Annotated in this window: 17 protein-coding genes; 5 read left to right on the forward strand and 12 right to left on the reverse strand. The window is 68.6% G+C overall.

Annotation, left to right across the window (positions count from 1 at the left end; translation table 11 throughout):
* Positions 1-283 precede the first annotated feature (283 nt).
* Together AP428_RS20380 and AP428_RS20385 are read left to right on the forward strand one after the other, a co-directional pair.
* Entirely contained in the window at positions 284-2,386 is a 2,103-nt protein-coding gene (locus tag AP428_RS20380; RefSeq protein WP_011547730.1) for a PAS domain S-box protein, read from the forward strand.
* Entirely contained in the window at positions 2,383-3,030 is a 648-nt protein-coding gene (locus tag AP428_RS20385) for a response regulator transcription factor (protein ID WP_006479054.1), read from the forward strand. The genes AP428_RS20380 and AP428_RS20385 overlap by 4 nt, the downstream gene beginning before the upstream one ends.
* 98 nt (positions 3,031-3,128) lie before the next feature.
* On the opposite strand, the gene AP428_RS20390 is transcribed toward AP428_RS20385, so the two are convergent.
* The 7 genes from AP428_RS20390 to AP428_RS20420 all read right to left on the reverse strand — a co-directional run bounded on the left by AP428_RS20390 (position 3,129) and on the right by AP428_RS20420 (position 11,241).
* On the reverse strand, positions 3,129-3,533 hold the full coding sequence (locus AP428_RS20390; RefSeq protein ID WP_011547732.1) for a lysozyme inhibitor LprI family protein: 405 nt from the start codon (positions 3,531-3,533) through the stop codon (positions 3,129-3,131).
* A 359-nt stretch (positions 3,534-3,892) separates the two neighbouring features.
* The gene (locus tag AP428_RS20395) at positions 3,893-4,222 is read right to left on the reverse strand and encodes a DUF4148 domain-containing protein (protein ID WP_011547733.1); all 330 of its coding nucleotides are present in this window, start codon (positions 4,220-4,222) and stop codon (positions 3,893-3,895) included.
* 223 nt (positions 4,223-4,445) lie between these two features.
* Positions 4,446-5,321 (reverse strand): PilZ domain-containing protein, encoded by an 876-nt coding sequence (locus tag AP428_RS20400; protein WP_011694734.1) that lies wholly within the window; start codon positions 5,319-5,321, stop codon positions 4,446-4,448.
* Between the two features lie 79 nt (positions 5,322-5,400).
* Positions 5,401-7,974 carry a penicillin-binding protein 1A gene (locus tag AP428_RS20405; protein WP_011547735.1) on the reverse strand — a complete coding sequence of 858 codons (2,574 nt, stop codon included), beginning with the start codon at positions 7,972-7,974 and terminating at the stop codon, positions 5,401-5,403.
* Positions 7,975-8,169: 195 nt separating this feature from the next.
* Entirely contained in the window at positions 8,170-9,177 is a 1,008-nt protein-coding gene (lhpH, locus tag AP428_RS20410; RefSeq protein WP_011547736.1) for a trans-3-hydroxy-L-proline dehydratase, read from the reverse strand.
* Positions 9,178-9,254: 77 nt separating this feature from the next.
* Complete coding sequence (locus tag AP428_RS20415) at positions 9,255-10,376, reverse strand: branched-chain amino acid ABC transporter substrate-binding protein (RefSeq protein WP_011547737.1); 1,122 nt, start codon at positions 10,374-10,376, stop codon at positions 9,255-9,257.
* A 127-nt stretch (positions 10,377-10,503) separates the two neighbouring features.
* Positions 10,504-11,241: a FadR/GntR family transcriptional regulator gene (locus tag AP428_RS20420; protein ID WP_011547738.1), complete on the reverse strand. Its 738-nt coding sequence runs from the start codon at positions 11,239-11,241 to the stop codon at positions 10,504-10,506.
* Between the two features lie 263 nt (positions 11,242-11,504).
* Here AP428_RS20420 and lhpI point away from each other — a divergent pair, with 263 nt between their 5' ends.
* From lhpI to AP428_RS20435, 3 genes are all read left to right on the forward strand, one after another.
* On the forward strand, positions 11,505-12,440 hold the full coding sequence (lhpI, locus tag AP428_RS20425; RefSeq protein ID WP_041489483.1) for a bifunctional Delta(1)-pyrroline-2-carboxylate/Delta(1)-piperideine-2-carboxylate reductase: 936 nt from the start codon (positions 11,505-11,507) through the stop codon (positions 12,438-12,440).
* Between the two features lie 173 nt (positions 12,441-12,613).
* On the forward strand, positions 12,614-13,024 hold the full coding sequence (locus AP428_RS20430) for a response regulator transcription factor (RefSeq protein ID WP_006479063.1): 411 nt from the start codon (positions 12,614-12,616) through the stop codon (positions 13,022-13,024).
* 16 nt (positions 13,025-13,040) lie between these two features.
* Positions 13,041-13,820, forward strand: coding sequence for a helix-turn-helix domain-containing protein (locus AP428_RS20435; protein ID WP_006479064.1), 780 nt, complete (start codon positions 13,041-13,043; stop codon positions 13,818-13,820).
* Positions 13,821-13,854: 34 nt separating this feature from the next.
* Here AP428_RS20435 and AP428_RS20440 read toward each other — a convergent pair whose 3' ends face one another.
* The 5 genes from AP428_RS20440 to AP428_RS20460 form a co-directional block, all read right to left on the reverse strand.
* The gene (locus AP428_RS20440; protein WP_011547740.1) at positions 13,855-14,205 is read right to left on the reverse strand and encodes a hypothetical protein; all 351 of its coding nucleotides are present in this window, start codon (positions 14,203-14,205) and stop codon (positions 13,855-13,857) included.
* A gap of 153 nt (positions 14,206-14,358) precedes the next feature.
* Positions 14,359-14,598, reverse strand: a complete 240-nt coding sequence (locus AP428_RS20445) for a hypothetical protein (RefSeq protein ID WP_006479066.1) — start codon at positions 14,596-14,598, stop codon at positions 14,359-14,361.
* Between the two features lie 16 nt (positions 14,599-14,614).
* Positions 14,615-14,905 (reverse strand): DUF1488 domain-containing protein, encoded by a 291-nt coding sequence (locus AP428_RS20450; protein ID WP_006479067.1) that lies wholly within the window; start codon positions 14,903-14,905, stop codon positions 14,615-14,617.
* Between the two features lie 111 nt (positions 14,906-15,016).
* Complete coding sequence (locus AP428_RS20455) at positions 15,017-15,415, reverse strand: DUF488 domain-containing protein (RefSeq protein WP_027808701.1); 399 nt, start codon at positions 15,413-15,415, stop codon at positions 15,017-15,019.
* A 167-nt stretch (positions 15,416-15,582) separates the two neighbouring features.
* A partial coding sequence (locus AP428_RS20460; protein ID WP_156349340.1) for an aminotransferase class I/II-fold pyridoxal phosphate-dependent enzyme occupies positions 15,583-15,888 on the reverse strand: 306 nt, incomplete at its 5' end.

A 15,888-nucleotide genomic window follows, 5' to 3' on the forward strand; every position in this document is an offset into this window, starting at 1 on the left:
TGCGCAATCACGACCCGTTACCTCAAGCCGGCCCGGTGCCGGCTTGCCTGCCGAACAGTCTGCCCCACGTGCCGACGCGTGCGTTGACGCGCGTCAAGCGCAGCCGGCGCCCGCAGCTTCATGCCGTTTGCCGCTATTTCAACCGACCCCATTACAAAAAATGTGTAAAACGCGCACAATTTCATCTTCAAAATAGTCGTTGCACGCAGCCGGTGCGAGTTTTCCCGGTTTTGCCGCGCTGTCCGAGTGCCCCGGGTAGCCCGAACAACAGAATGGCCATCGAATGACCCCCAGTGGAACCCCGACGCGGGACGCCCGAGGGCCCGCGCGCCTGCAGACCATGCTACGCCAGCCGCTCGCGGTCGGCGTCGCCGCGCTGTGCGCGGGCGCGCTGCTGTCGCTCGGCGTCGCGCTGCTGGTGCGCGAGCAGTGGCAAGGCGCCGTTCATACGCGTTTCGAACGCCGCACGACGCACGTGACGGCGATGCTGCGCCACGAGTTGCAGGCCGGCGTCGCCGTGCTCGAAGGCGCGCGTGGCACGTTCGGGCTCGTCCCGGACATGACGCCCGGCCAATGGCGCCGATACGCGGAGACGCTCGATCTCGACAGCGGCCGCTCGCCGGTCCGGCAGATCGGCTATGCGCCGCTCACGCCCGCGGCGCGCGGTGCGCTGGCCGGTGCAAAGCCGCTGCCGGCCGATCCGCTCGCGGCAGCGACGCTCAGCGCCCCCGTCTCGAGCTCGCCGGTCGTGCGTTTCGGCGCGTCCGATGCGGCGCCGCTCATGCGCGCGCTGCGGACCGGCGATATCGCGCTGGGCGTTCACCCCGCCGACGACGATACCTCCCGCGACGCCCGTACCCTGACGCTGTTCCTGCCCGTGGCCACCTCGCCGCTGGCCGCCGCCAAGCCCTTCGGCGCGCGCGAAGCCGGCGCCGACGGGGTGCTGTTCGCGGCACTGAGCCCGCGGCGCCTGATCGAGCGCGCGCTCGATGCGGAACGCGGAATCGACCTGTGGATGACCGCCGGCGGCGATCCGCGAGCGATCGCCAGCGTCGAGACGACGACCGACGAGGCGTCGGCGTCGCCCGACCTGATGCGGCGTACCGATGTGCTGAATTTCGGCGGCACCGCGCTGACGCTCGCCTATTCCGCGGACGGACGGCCGAGCGCGACCGGCGCGCAGCGTGCGGCCGGCACCGTGCTCGCCGCCGGGCTGATCGCGTCGTTCGGGTTCGCGGCGCTCGTCCATGCGCTGCTGCGCAGCCGCGCCGATGCCGGCGCGAGCAGCCGCGGCATCCTCAACGAGGCGCGGATGATGGGCATCATCCGTTCGTCGATGGAAGCGATCATCACGATCGACGAAAAGCAAACCGTCGTGATCTTCAATCCGATGGCCGAGCAGGTGTTCGGCGTGTCCGCGATGGAGGCGATCGGCGCGCCGCTGTCGCGCTTCATTCCGGAGCGGTTCCGCGCCGCGCATGCGAAACACGTCGACCAGTTCGGCGTGACGGGCGTGTCCGAGCGGCAGATGGGCCGCCAGCGCGTGCTGTTCGGGCTGCGGGCCAACGGCGAGGAATTCCCGATCGAAGCGTCGATTTCGCAGATCCGCGACGCGTCGGGCAAGCTTTATACGGTGATGCTGCGCGACATCACCGAGCGGCAGCGGGCCGAGAACGCGCTGAAGCAATCGCGCGAGGAATTGCGTGAACTGTCCGCGAACCTGCAGAACGTGCGCGAGGAGGAAAAAACCCGCATCGCGCGTGAGCTGCACGACGATCTCGGGCAGCAACTCACCGCGTTGAAGATGGATCTGTCGGTCGTCGAGCAGCAACTGCGCATGCCCGGCCGCGCGCAACCCGACGAAAGCGTGCAGACGCATCTGCAAGGTATGCGGCGGCTGATCGACGCGACGGTCGCGTCGGTGCGGCGCATCGCGGCCGACCTGCGGCCGGTGATGCTCGACGATCTCGGCCTCGTGCCCGCGATCGAATGGCTCGCGAACGATTTCACGAACCGCTACGGGATCGATGTCGAGCGCCATATCGAGACGGGCGGCCTCACGTTCACCAGCGCGGGCGCGACCACGCTGTTCCGCATCGTCCAGGAAGCGCTGACGAACGTCGCGCGCCATGCGGACGCGACGCGCGTGGCGTTGCGACTCGACATCGAGGAAGGTTCTTGCGTGCTGCGCGTCGCGGACAACGGCCGCGGCGCGGCGCCCGGCGGTCCGGCCCACGAAGACAAATCGTTCGGCCTGATCGGCATTCGCGAACGCGCACACATGCTGGGCGGCACCGTGACGATCGACACCGGGCTCGCGCGCGGCTTCTCGATCACCGTCGCATTTCCGCTCGCCACCGTTCAACAGGACACGCTCATCACATGATCAAGGTGCTCATCGCCGACGACCATACGCTCGTACGCGACGGTCTGCGGCACATCCTCCAGAACGCCACCGGATTCGAGGTGGCCGGCGAAGCCTTCGACGGCCCGTCGACGATCGCGCTGGTGCGGGCGACGCCCGCGCAGGTGCTCGTGCTCGACCTGTCGATGCCGGGCCGCAACGGCGTCGAGCTGATCAAGCAGATCAAGGACGAGAAGCCCGCGCTGCGCGTGCTCGTGCTGACGATGCACGCGGAGCAGCAATACGCGGTGCGGGCGTTCCGCGCGGGCGCGTCGGGCTATCTGACGAAGGAAAGCGCGAGCGCGGAGCTGGTCGGCGCGGTCACGAAGGTGGCGTCGGGCGGCGTCTACGTGAGCCTCGCGATGGCCGAGCAGTTCGCGCAGAGCCTGAACGAGCCGGCTGAAACGCTGCCGCACCAGCGGCTGTCCGATCGCGAATTCGACGTGTTCCGGCGGATCGCCGCCGGCCAGACGCTGACCGAGATCGCGAATGCGCTGTGCGTGAGCGCGAAGACGGTCAGCACCTACAAGACCCGGATACTGGAAAAGATGCAGATGCCGCACGAAGCGGCGCTCGTGCGTTACGCGATGCGGCACAAGCTGCTCGACGAAACGGACGACGTGTAACGGACGACGTGTAGCGGACGACGTGTAGCGGACGACGTGTAGGACGACGTCCAGCCGGCGCAGTGCGGGCCTCCCTCACCGCGCCCGTGTCCGAATGGTTACTTCGCGGGCACCGGGCACGCGAGGTCGCCCTCCTCGCAGGACAGATAGCCCTTCAGCGTTTCCGTGCGTGCTTTCGTCAGATCGTCGAGACAGGTCGATACGACCATCGGGTACGCACTGCCGCCCTCGGCATTCGCGCTCGAGAAATGGCATTCGGCGTCGCGGTACGCGATCCACGCGCGCTGCGCATTCACGAGCTTGTCGGCGAGCGGCGGCGCACCGCGCAGGCGGCCCGTGACGGCCTGGTAGGTTCGGTTCAGCTCTCCGTCGGATTTCTTGTATGCGCGATCGGCACACGCCGTCATCGTCGCCTGATCCGTCGCGTCCGCACAATTCGCCTGCGCATGGGCGACGCTCGCCACCAGCGCCAGCGAGCCCAGCAGACCAGTCAAGACACGCATGGATGCTCCTTGTTGTTCGTTGAAGTGTGGAACCCGGCGCCCTGCTGCGCCCCGTGTGCATTGGCCGCGCTGCCGCGGCGACATCGACCGCGATGCTAGCGCACGCGCGACGGATTGTCAGCGGGTGCGGTACTGCGAGCGGCGTGATCGTTCACGGCAAGGTGCCGTTGAACCAGCTCAGGCCTGCATCCGGCGTGTCGTCATGCACGCGGCAGACTCTCCGCGACCGGTTCGGCCGCTGGAATTCGTGCGCCGGGCCACTCGATGAAGAAGACGCAAAAAAGCCCGCACGATACGCGTGCGGGCTTTCTCGTTATGGCGTCAGCCGCGGCCCCGAGAGCCGCGGAACCACGAAGGGCTTAGTGGCCGAAGTACACCGACGAGCGGTCATTGACAGCCGGCACGACCGCGCGCTGGCCCGACTGCGACGTCGCGACCGGGTTCGAACCGTAGCCGGTTGCGTCGGCTTGCGCACCGGCGTTCTGCGCGGCGGCGATCTTGGCCTGGGCGGCCTGGATGTTCTCCGGATAGTTGATCCAGTCGTTCGGGTTGTAGCCGGCCTTTTCGAGCTGGACCAGCTCGGCGCGCACTTGCGCGCGCGTCAGCGGCTGCTGGTTCGATTGGGCGAACGAGACGACCGGTGCGGCCACCAGCGCGGCCAGTGCAACTGCCTTGATCAGCGATTTCATGATGCGTTACCTCCAGGATTGTTTTGTCAGGCGCTTCGGACTCGAGGTCGTTGCGCATGAGTAGAAGTCTAGGAGGCGCGACTATCAGGGTAAATACTTAAATCGCAAATTCACTGTTGACCGAAACCGTACAATCGCCCGGGAATAAGTCGATTCGTCAGATGATTATCGCCGCGCATGTGCCGAATGCCGCGATTCGGTATCCGGCGCGCTCGGCCGCGCGTCAGCGCAGGCGATCGCTATCCGCCGACGCCATCTGCCTGTCGAACAGCAACGCCTTGAGGCGAATCAGGTCGTCGGCATCGAGGTCGTCGAACGCCGCATGATGCAGCGTCAGCGCCGGACCCGCCGGGTCGGCATGCACGGCCCGCACGGTGCCATCGAGCGCCAACTGCTCGACGCGGCCGCCGGTTTCGTACGGTAGCAGCACGCGCAACGGCTCGCCGGTTGCCGCGATCGGCCGGTCGACGGCGATCGACAGCCCGCTCAGGCTGATGTCGTGCACCAACCCGATGCCGTCCGCCCCCTGCGCTCCGCCGTTGCAGCAGGCCGCGATGCGCACCGGCACGCGCGGCTCGGCGCGCGTGCGCAGCCGGTCGACGAACCCGGGCGGCGACAGGATCATGAACGGCGCGGCGCCCGACGCCAGCACCGATTCGACCGTCGCGCCGAAACGGGACACCGCGGCACGGCCGATTGCCACTGCTTCGACGTCGTCGCCGCGTGCGAACTCGAGCACGGCGGCGGGCTGCGGCTCGACGAACAGCGCCCCCGACGCGCCGACGCCGATCAACCGGCACCGTTGCAGCGCGCGCGTCGTGCCGACCCGGCGGCGAATGCCGATCGCGGCGCCCGCCGACAAGCCCATGCGCATGGCGGGCGCGGTCGCCTCGGACCCGTGCGGATCGGTGTCGGCGTCCTCACGGCGGCGCACGGGGCGGAAATGGTCGAACAGGAAAGCGTGCTGCGCGGCATCGCGCAGCGTCGTGCCAGCCGGCAGCAGCGCGGCGCCGTCGGCGTCGTAGAGGTCGAAGCCGAGCGGGACACCCGCGGAAAGGTCGTCGCGCGCGAGCGCGACGGAGTCGGTTGAAAGCCGCATCGGAGAAGCGCGGAGCAACCGCGCGCGCTGTCGTGACAACTTGATTACGGCAGCATCGCGCGGAATCTGAACGGCTTCGTTACTGCGAAGCGCCGGTCGCGTCAGGGGTGGCCGGTACCGACACCGGCGGCGGCACCGGCACGGCCGAAGGGGCGACGCCGATACCGGCGCTGCTTGCGCTCGCCGCACTGGCGCCCGCCGGCGGCGGCGCAAACTGCGGCTGCGACGCGCCCGACGACAGCCCCGCGGCCGATGCGGCCACTTCCGACGCCGGCACCCATTCCTCGACGATCCCGCCGGAGGCGGCATCCGGCGCCGAGGCAGCCGACGCCGCGCCCTCGTCGGTCTCGGCCGGACGCTCGATACGCTGCGTCCTGACCGGCGCGGGCGCCTTCTTTGCCTCGGGCGGGAACCACGTGTCGAACAGGTCGGTCACGCGCTCGCGCAGCGACCCGAACCAGCCCGGCGACGGCTCGGTATCGAATTTCGCCTTGGTATCGACGATCCGGGCGCGCTGCGCGCGCTGGAAGAAATCGCCGACGATCGGCAGCGCGCTGTGCGCGCCCTGCCCCCAGTAATCGCTGCGCAGCGTCACGCGGCCGTCGTCGAACCCGACCCACGCGCCGGCGACGAGGCCCGGCTGCATCAGGATGAACCAGCCGTCCGCGTTGTCCTGCGTCGTGCCGGTCTTGCCGGCCACGTCGCCGTGGATGCCGAAGCGCGTGCGGATGCTGCCGCCCGTGCCGCGCGTCACGACATCGCGCATCACGTCGAGCAGCGTCTTGTCGGTTTCGGCATCGAGCGCACGCTCGGGCGGCGCCGGTGCGTATTCGGCGAGCACCTCGCCCTGGCGGTTCTCGATACGCGTCACCATCTGCGGCTCGACGTACAGCCCGCCGTTCGCGATCGTCGCGTACGACGCGACCATTTCCTTCAGCGTGACCGGGCTCGTGCCGAGCGCGAGCGACGGCACGCGTTCGAGCGGGCTTTCGCGCACGCCCATGTCGCGCGCCAGCCGCGCGACGGCGCCCGGCCCGACCTTCTCCATCACCTGCGCGGTGATCCGGTTGCGCGACAGCGCGACGGCGTCGCGCAGCGTCATCGGTTTGCCGGTCGGCGGCACGTCGTCGTTCGGCCGCCAGATCTCGCCGCCCTTCAGCGGGATCTCGACCGGTTGATCGATGAACGTATCCTCCGGCTTCATCCCGTTCGCGAATGCGGCGCCATAGACGAACGGCTTGAACGTCGAGCCCGGCTGGCGCCGCGCCTGCGCGACGTGGTCGAACGGCTCGCGGGTGAAGTCGCGGCTGCCGACCCACGCGCGGATCTGCCCGTCACGCGGATCGATCGCGAGGAAGCCGGCCTGCACGTCGGTCTTCGCCTTGCACAGCGCGCGCAGGAAGCCGCGGTCGGCCGCGAGCATCTTCATCGCCGCCGCGTCGTCCTTGCCGGCGTCCTGCGCGGCCTTGTACTCGGGCGATTCGCGCATGAAGGTGCGGAACACCTCGTTGTCGGTGCCGCAGCCGTCGCGGCCGCTCCACGCGTTGTTCGCGATGCCCTGCAACTGATTGCCCTGCAGCGTGAGCGCCTGCGTCGCCATCTGCTGGAGCCGCGAGTCGATCGTCGTGCGTACGATCAGCCCGTCCGAGTAGATGTTGTAGTCGTTGCGGTCGGCCCACGCGATCAGCCATTTGCGCAACTGCTGCGCGAAATGCGGCGCCGGCCCGGGCGGCTCCTTCTGGCGCTCGAAGTCGATGCGCAGCGGGCGGCGCTGCAACTGCGCGAACTGCGCCGGCGACAGCTTGCCGTACTTCACCATCTGGCCGAGCACCGTGTTGCGCCGCTGCAGCGCGCGTTCGGGGTTCAGCACCGGGTTGTAGTAGCTGTTGCCCTTCAGCATCCCGACGAGCGTCGCGCTGTCGAGCACGTCGAGTTCGTCGGCCGACTTGTCGAAATAGGTGCGCGCGGCCATCTCGACGCCGTACGCGTTGTACAGGAACGGCACCGTGTTCAGATAGGTCTCGAGGATCTGGTCCTTGCTGTAGACGGCCTCGATCTTCAGCGCGGTGATCGCCTCCTTCACCTTGCGCGTGAGCGTCGGCGCGCGGCCGATCTCGTCCGGATACAGGTTGCGCGCGAGCTGCTGCGTGATCGTCGAGCCGCCCTGGCGGCTGCCCGAGAACGTATGCAGCGCGGCCGACGCCGTGCGTTTCCAGTCGAGGCCGTGGTGTTTGTAGAAGCGGTGATCCTCGGTGGCGATCAGCGCGTCGACCATGCGCGGCGAAATCTGCTTGAGCGGTACCCATTCGCGGTTCGACGGCCTGAATTCGGCCAGCAGCTTGCCGTCGGCCGACAGCACCTGCGCGGGCTGGTCGACGCGCGCCTTGCGGATGTCGCCGATCCCCGGCGTGAACGGGATGAGCACGACCACGTACGCCGCGAACAGCGCCGGCACGGCGGCGGCCGCGAGCAGCACGCCACGGCGTGTCGGGTGGCGGACATGGTGCCACGCGGTGGCGGCGAGAGGCTCGGCTCGCGCGACGGCGGCCGCCGCGGCGGATTGGGCGCGCGCGACCCATCTGGCACACAAGGCACGCACTGACGACACGTTTCGGCGATTCACGCGGGTGGGGCTCGGCTGAAAAGGCTGCATCGTACCAAACTCGCGCGGCCGGCCTGCCCGCTGCGGCCTTGCGCCGGCATACGTGGTGCGGTGTCGCGACGGCGCTCACGCAAAAAAGGCGCGTGCCCGGCAACCGGAACGACGCGCCAAACCTGGTACGACAACCTGAACGCCGCGCGACGGGGACACGACGGGACGCGACAGCGGCGCGGCTGGGGCCGCGGCTCAGCGCACGAGAAATCCGTACGTGAGCGGATCGCGTTCGTCGACGATCCAGTTCGCGAACCCGCAGATATGCGCACTGCCTTCCACTTCCGGGATCACGGCCGGAAAGTCGCCGACCGTCGTTTCGCGCAGCACGCGCCCCTTGAAGACCGTGCCGACGATCGATTCGTTGACGAGCGTGTCGCCGGCCGCGAGCAGCCCGCGCTGGTAGAGCTGCGCGACGCGCCCGCCGGTGCCGGAACCGGTCGGCGAGCGGTCGACTTCGCGATCCGCGAACACGCAGCAGTTCGCCTGCGTCGAGCCCGCATGGCGCGGCGCGTTCGCGATGATCGTGCCGTAGATATGGTTGATTTCCGGGATCTCCGGATGGACGACCGGATAGGTCGCGTTCGCGGCCGCCTTCACTTCCGCGCCGAAGCGGATCAGCTTCTCGACCGCGGATTCGCGCACCGGCAGGTCGAACGGCGCGCCGTCGACATAGAAATAGAACGCGCCGCCATACGCGATGTCGCCGGTCACGGTGCCGAACGATGGCGTGTCGACCGACACGTCGCGTCGCCAGATGAACGACGGCACGTTGACGAAACGCACCGGCCCCGCGTGCTCGCCGTCCCACTGGACGAACGCCTCGATGAAGCCGCACGGCGCGTCGATGCCGACCCGCGTTTCCGGCACGGTGCGCTGCACCCAGCCGAGTTCGACGGCCGCGGTCGACAACGCGATCACGCCGTGGCCGCAATGGTCGCTGTAGCCTTCGTTGTGCACGAAGATCACGCCGAAATCGGCATTCGGCGAGACCGGCTCGGTCAGATAGCCGCCGTACATGTCGGCGTGGCCGCGCGGTTCGAACATCAGCGCGCGGCGGATCTCGTCGGCGTGCGCCTTGAGCCACGCACGACGCTGGACGATCGTGTCGCCGGGCAGGCGCGGCAGCCCGCTCGTGACGATGCGGAACGCCTCGCCGCCGGTGTGCACTTCGACGGTGGACAGGGATCGGGAAATTTTCATGGTCGATCGGATGCGTTGAAACGAAGGACGGCGGCCGGGCCGCCGTCCGGTGACGGGCCGTGTGGGCCGTCGGGCAATTACTTCGCGTACGGTTCCGGCAGCCCGTTGCGGATCACGTAGACGGTGGTCGGCGCGCCTTTCAGGTCGCCGTTCGCGTCGAACGAATAGGTGCCCGCGACGCCCGCGTAGTTCGACTTCGCGAGCTGCGCGCTCAGCTTCGCCTTGTCGGTGGTCGTGCCGGCCTTGACCATCGCGTCGGCGAGCAGCTTCATCCCGTCGTAGTAATTGACGCCGTAGACCTGCGTATCGGTGTGATAGGTGTCGTGGTACTTCTTCAGGAATTCGCGGCCGGCCGCCGTCTTCTCGAGCGCGACCCCGCCCTGCGCGCAGTAGACGATCGACGCCGCGTCGCCCGCGACCTTGCCCATGTCGGCCGAGCAGATGCCGTCGCCGCCGAGCAGCTTCGCGCGCAAGCCCCGCTGCTTCATCTGCTTGGCCATCGGCGCGCCCTGCGCCGCATAGCCGCCGAGGAAGATCACGTCGGGGTTGCCGGCCTTGATCTTGGTGAGAATGCCGAGGAAATCGGTGGCCGACGAGTTCGTGTATTCCTGGTCGACGATCTTGATGCCGTTCGCCTTCGCGACGTTCATGAACTGCTCGGCGACGCCCTGCCCATACGCGGTGCGATCGTCGATCACGGCGGCGGTTTTCGCGTTCAGCGTCTTCGCGGCGAACGTGGCCATCGTGCCGCCGAGCTGCTCGTCGCTCGCACCGATCCGGAAGATGTTCTTGAAGCCCTGTTTCGTCAGTGCCGGGTTCGACGCGACCGGCAGGATCGGCACGCCGGCGGTCGAATACACGCGCGACGCGGGGATCGCGACGCCCGAGTTGTACGGCCCGAGCACGGCAACGACGCCCTTGTCGACGAGGTTCTGCGCGACCTGCACGCCGGCCTTCGGGTCGGCCTGGTCGTCTTCGGAAACCAGTTTGAAGGTGACGGTCTTGCCGGCGACCTTGATGCCGGCCTTGTTGAGCTCCTCGACCGCGAGCCGCGCGCCGTTTTCGTTATCCTTGCCGTTGGCGGCCTGCGGGCCCGTGAGGGGCGCCGAATGGCCGATCATCACGACTTCCTGCGCGTGCGCGGAAGTCAGCGCGCCGGCGGTAATAGCCACCGAGAGCGCGGTCACGAGGTGTCGCATGATGTCTCCTGATTGGTTTTGTGTGAAACCAATGTAGGACACGCGTGGTCACATCGCAAGCAATTTCAAAATAATGATCGGGATTTTGGTCATATTGAGTACCAGAACGATCGCATCCGCAGGCGTGTCATTTCGGCGCAATGTCGCGCCGCACGCGGCGGATGTGCTGTTCGACATAGAACGCAGCGGCATCGGCATCCCCGGAGACGATCGCCTCGTAGATCAGCCGATGCTCGGACACGTAGAGCCTGATCCGGCCCGCGTCGTAGATGCCGTCGTCCTTCAGCCGCTTCCACAGCGGCTGGTCCATCGTCTTCGCGACTTCGTCCGCGATCTTCACGATCAGCGCGTCGCCGGTCATCAGCGCGAGTTGCCGGTGGAACAGCCGGTCGCTCTCGTTCCACAGCGCGCGCTGGTGCGGATCGTCGACGTCGGTGATGGTCTCCATCTGCGCGAGATAGCGTTCGGCGCCGGGGTCGGCGCGGCCATGGGCGGCCGCGAGGCGCGCGATCGCGGGCTCCAGGATCAGCCGCACGTCGAGCGTCGACGTCGGGCTGAAGTCGGCCTCCGACGCCGCGTGCGCGTCGCCGCGCCGCGCCAGCACCTCGAGCGGGGCCGCGACGACGTAGGTGCCCGAATTGCGCTTCGTGAACACGAGCCCTTCGTTCTGCAGCGCGCCGAGCGCCTCGCGCACGGCCGGCCGGCCGACCTGGAACAGTGCCGCGAGTTCGCGCTCGGACGGCAGCCGCGACTCGGCCGCATAGCGCCCCGCGCGGATTTCGTCGCGGATCTTTTCGGCTACCTGCTCGTAGATCTGCAGTGGCCTGAAACCGCCTTCGTGTGTGTCGGGACGCGCGGACATCATCGGATGGCTCCTGCCCGGTCGCGGGCGTGGATCTGGAAATGGGTTCGCACTATACCGGAGCGCGCGGGCAGCGCGGCAGCGGCGAGCCTTCTGGCCAGATATTAGAACCAAAATCCGCGAAGCGCTTTATTTTCTGGGTTGCACGTGCGCCAGCAAGTGGTATAGATTCGATCCACACTGCCCGGTGTCACGGTATCCGGCAGACCTGTGGCGGGCGCGGCATGCGTCCGCCGTCCACGCTCACCGACGCTGCGACGTACACGATGCCCGCCTTTTCCCCGATTCCCGTTTTCGATGCGGCCGACACGGCCGCGCTGCTCGACTATCCGGCGTTGCTCGCCACGCTCAGGCAAGCGGTCGCCGAGTATGCGGCGGGCGACATCGTCAGCCCCGAGCGCCTGGTCGTGCCGCTGCAAGGCGGCGGCGTGATGCTGTCGATGCCGTCGAGCGCCCACGACCTGGCGAGCCACAAGCTCGTCAACGTGTGTCCCGGCAACGGCGCGCGCGGGTTGCCGACGATTCTCGGCCAGGTCACCGCGTACGACGCCACCACCGGAGAAATGCGCTTCGCGCTCGACGGCCCGACCGTCACCGGCCGCCGCACGGCGGCGATCACCGCGCTCGGCATCCAGGCGCTGCATGGCGCCGCGCCGCGCGACATCCTGCTGATCGGCACCGGCAAGCAGGCGGCCAATCACGCGGAAGCGCTCGCGGCGATCTTTCCGGACGCGCGCCTTCAGGTGCGCGGCACGAGCGCGGACAGCGCGGCCGCCTTCTGCGCCGCCCACCGCGCGCATGCGCCGCGGCTCGCGCCGCTCGACGGCGACGCGATACCCGACGCGATCGACGTGGTCGTCACGCTGACGACGAGCCGCACGCCCGTCTACCGCGAAGCCGCGCGCGCAGGCCGGCTCGTGGTCGGCGTCGGCGCGTTCACCGCGGATGCCGCCGAGATCGACGCCAGCACGGTGCGGGGCAGCCGGCTCGTGGTCGACGATCCGGCCGGTGCGCGCCACGAAGCCGGCGACCTGATCGTCGCGCAGGTGGACTGGCAGCACGTCGCGTCGCTCGCCGACGTGCTGAACGGCACCTTCTCCCGCGGCGGCCCGCTGCTGTTCAAGAGCGTCGGCTGCGCCGCATGGGACCTGGCCGCGTGCCGCACCGCGCGCGACGCGCTGGCCGCGCGCCAGGCCGGCTGAGCCGGACGCGCCACCGTTCGGCCGCTCCCCGCGCGGCATCGCACTTGTCGGGATCGCCCGCGGCGATTTCCCGTACGCGGTGTAGGAAACGCCCTACACCGCGTCGAAGCGGCCTACACGAAGTTCCAATTCGGCCGATTTCAATTTCGGCGGCGCAACACGATACTGCCGGCATGAATGCCAGCCTGTCACCCGCCGCACTCAGGGTGTTCCTCGTCGATCACGCGGTTGCCGTCCGCCAGCGGATCGCGCTGCTCGTCGGCGCGATCCGCGGCGTTGCCGTGGTGGGCGAAGCGGAAGACGGCCAGGACGCGTGGACGCATATCCGCAGCAGTCGCGCGGACGTGGTGATCGTCGACGTGCGGCTCGCGGACGGCAGCGGTCTCGACCTGATCGGGATGCTGTCGAAGGCCGCGCCGCGCATCGTCACGATCGTGCTGACGAATCACTCGGCGCCGGCATTCAGAGAGGCATGCGCGACGGCGGGAGCCGACTACTTCTTCGACAAGACCGTCGAATTCGACGCCGCATGCCGTGTCATCGAATCCCTGGTGCACGCTCGCGCGCACCGCCACCGCCCCTGACGAGCCGGAGCGCCTCATGTCCACCGCCACCGCCTTCGCCGCCGACGTGTCCGTCGTACCCCGGCCAACGATTGCCCTGCGCCCGGTCGCGCGCGCCGACGCCGCCAAGCATCCGGCCGCACGCTGTTCGGCCTGCGCGATGCGCTCGATGTGCCTGCCGCCGCACCTGACCCCCGCCGAATACGGCCGCCTCGACGCGATCATCTGCACGACGCGGCAGGTTCGCCAGGGCGACGCGCTGTTCCGCACCGACGATCCGTTCCAGAGCATCTATGCGGTGCGCGCGGGTTCGTTCAAGACGGTGATGATGCATCGCGACGGCCGCGAGCACGTGACGGGCTTCCAGATCGCCGGCGAAACGCTCGGCATGGACGGCATCGGCGGCGGCCAGCACTGCTGCGACGCGATCGCGCTGGAGGACAGCGTGGTGTGCATCATCCCGTTCGGCGCGCTCGAAGCCGCGTGCCGCGAGATGAAGCCGATGCAGCACTTTCTCTACCAGATGCTGAGCAGTGAGATCGTCCGCGAATCGAGCCAGATGCTGTTGCTCGGCACGATGTCGGCCGAGCAGCGCGTCGCGCATTTCCTGCTGAACCTGTCGTCGCGGTTCGAGGCGCGCGGCTATTCGGCGACCGAATTCAACCTGCGGATGACGCGCGAGGAAATCGGCTGCTATCTCGGGATGAAGCTCGAAACCGTCAGCCGGATGTTCTCGCGGTTCCATCGCGACGCGCTCGTCGAAACGCGCGGCAAGCGCGTGCGCATCATTGACGCGCAAGCGCTCGCGCGGGTCTGAATCCGGCACGCGGCGGCGGATGGCCGCCGCTGCATCAATGCAGCGCGTCGCCGGTCGCCGCGTCGCGCAGCGCCACCGCTGCGGCGCCCGACTGCCACGCGATCAGCGCCTGTTCCGCCTGCGCGAACGCGCGGCGCAGCGTATCGTCCACGTCGGCGCCGACGCACGGCGGCAGCGACCTGGGCGCCGCGTCGCGCATCGACAGATCGAGCCGCACATCGTAGAGGCGCGCGCCATCGGCCACCGTGCGCGCTTCGATCGCGAGATGGCAGCCGTCGAGCAACGTGCGAAACCGTTCGAGCCGCACCAGTTGCGCGCCGGCCTCGGCCTCGACCGCTGCCGAACCCGTGAATCCGAGGCAGGCGATCTGCATGCCCACGCCCATGTCGTGTCTCCTGACGGGGCCGCCCGCTCGTCGACCGCCTTGCCTGTGCCGGCCGCGTCATGATGAGGCGGCACGTGTTTTCCGTGGCGCGGCGCGCCTTGCCCGGTCGCTGCCGGCCGATAGTCTGCCCGCGCCCGGCTGGCGCGGGACCGTTCATACGTTGAAGGTTTGCGACGCCTTCATCTCGATCCACGTCATGCCGGCCCGCAGCCCTTCGATCATCGCCTCGCGCTCCGTCGGATACGCGTGGCTGTGCTCGAACGTATGATGAAACCGCGCGGCGCCGGCGCCGTGCTCGACCGACACGCGGCAGCGGAACTCGCCCGATTCGCACGGGCGCGTCTCCACTTCGACCGACCAGTCCCGTTCGTGAATGTTGCCCTGCAGTGTCATGCGCCCTCCTGCGGTATCAGTCTCCGAGCCGGAAGTGCCCGCTGTGCAGCAGCACCGGCCGGCCGCCGATTTCCTCGAGCATGCGCCGTGCCATCGCCTCGATGGCCGACCGGTGCGCGTCGAATGCGCTCAGCAGATCGCGCTCGAGCAGCGACCGCGCGCCGAAATGATCTTCCAGCGCCTCGGCCGTGACCGCGCACTGGACGCAATGGCCGTCGACCAGCGCCGAAAACGCGACGACCAGGTCGCGCGCGCAGTATTCCGGCGGTTCGGACGGGAAAACAATGTGCATCTGTCGGCCTGTCATCGTCGTGATGGCTCCATGACGAGAGCATAGTGGCGCGCGCGGCCGCGCGCTTGACCCACGTCAACCGGTTCGCCGCACCGCACGATCACGGTGCGGCCGCGCGACGCCGCTTCAGCTCGCGTCGGGCTCGATCGCCGCGCCGCGCTCCGCGAGCAGTTCACGCAGCACGCTGCGGTGGCAATGGCGTTCGTCGTCGCAGTAGCAGCCGATCGAGAGCGCGGTGGTCGCCGACAGCGCGGCCAGCAGGTCCAGCACCTTCGCCGGATCGCCATGCGCCATCTCCGCGCGGAAGTGGCGCTTGAACGCCTTCCATTCCGCATCGGTTGCGGCGGCCTGCGCCTGTGCGACGAGTTCGGGGCTCGGCGACAGCGTCGGCAACCATACATCATAGTAGTTGCGCGACGCGAATTCCGCCTTCGGCACGCCGCGCGGCGGCCGCCGCACCGTGCCGATCCGCAGGCCTTCGCCGGCCGCGCGCGGCGTGCCGAGCTGGATGATCCGGATGCCCATGTCGCTCCTTTATTCGTCTGCGTTGCATGCGATCCCGTGATCGTACCGCCGCGCCTGCCCCGGCGTCAGCCGGGCAGCCCACATGACGGCCGCCCAACAAAAAACCGGCTGTTCCCGCGACGGGAAACAGCCGGTTTTCAACCGTTGCGCGCCTGGGCGCGCTGCACTCAAACGCCGCTCTTCAGCACCTTGCCGATCGCGTCCGCGACGATGCCCACGTTCGAGTCGTTCAGGCCTGCCACGCACATCCGGCCCGAACGCAGGATGTACACGCCGTGCACCTCGCGCAGCGCGTCGACCTGCGATTCGGTCAGGCCCGTGTACGTGAACATCCCGCGCTGCTTCACGTAGCGCGTGAGCGCTTCGCCGCTCACGTGGTCGCGCAGGCCGTCGTGGATCGACTGGCGCATCCGCGCGATGCGGCGGCACATCGCCGACAGCTCCTCTTCCCACTGCTTGCGCAGCGCCGGCGT

The organism is Burkholderia sp. E168m22 (assembly GCF_001319805.1).
GTDB classification, from domain to species: Bacteria; Pseudomonadota; Gammaproteobacteria; order Burkholderiales; family Burkholderiaceae; genus Burkholderia; species Burkholderia orbicola.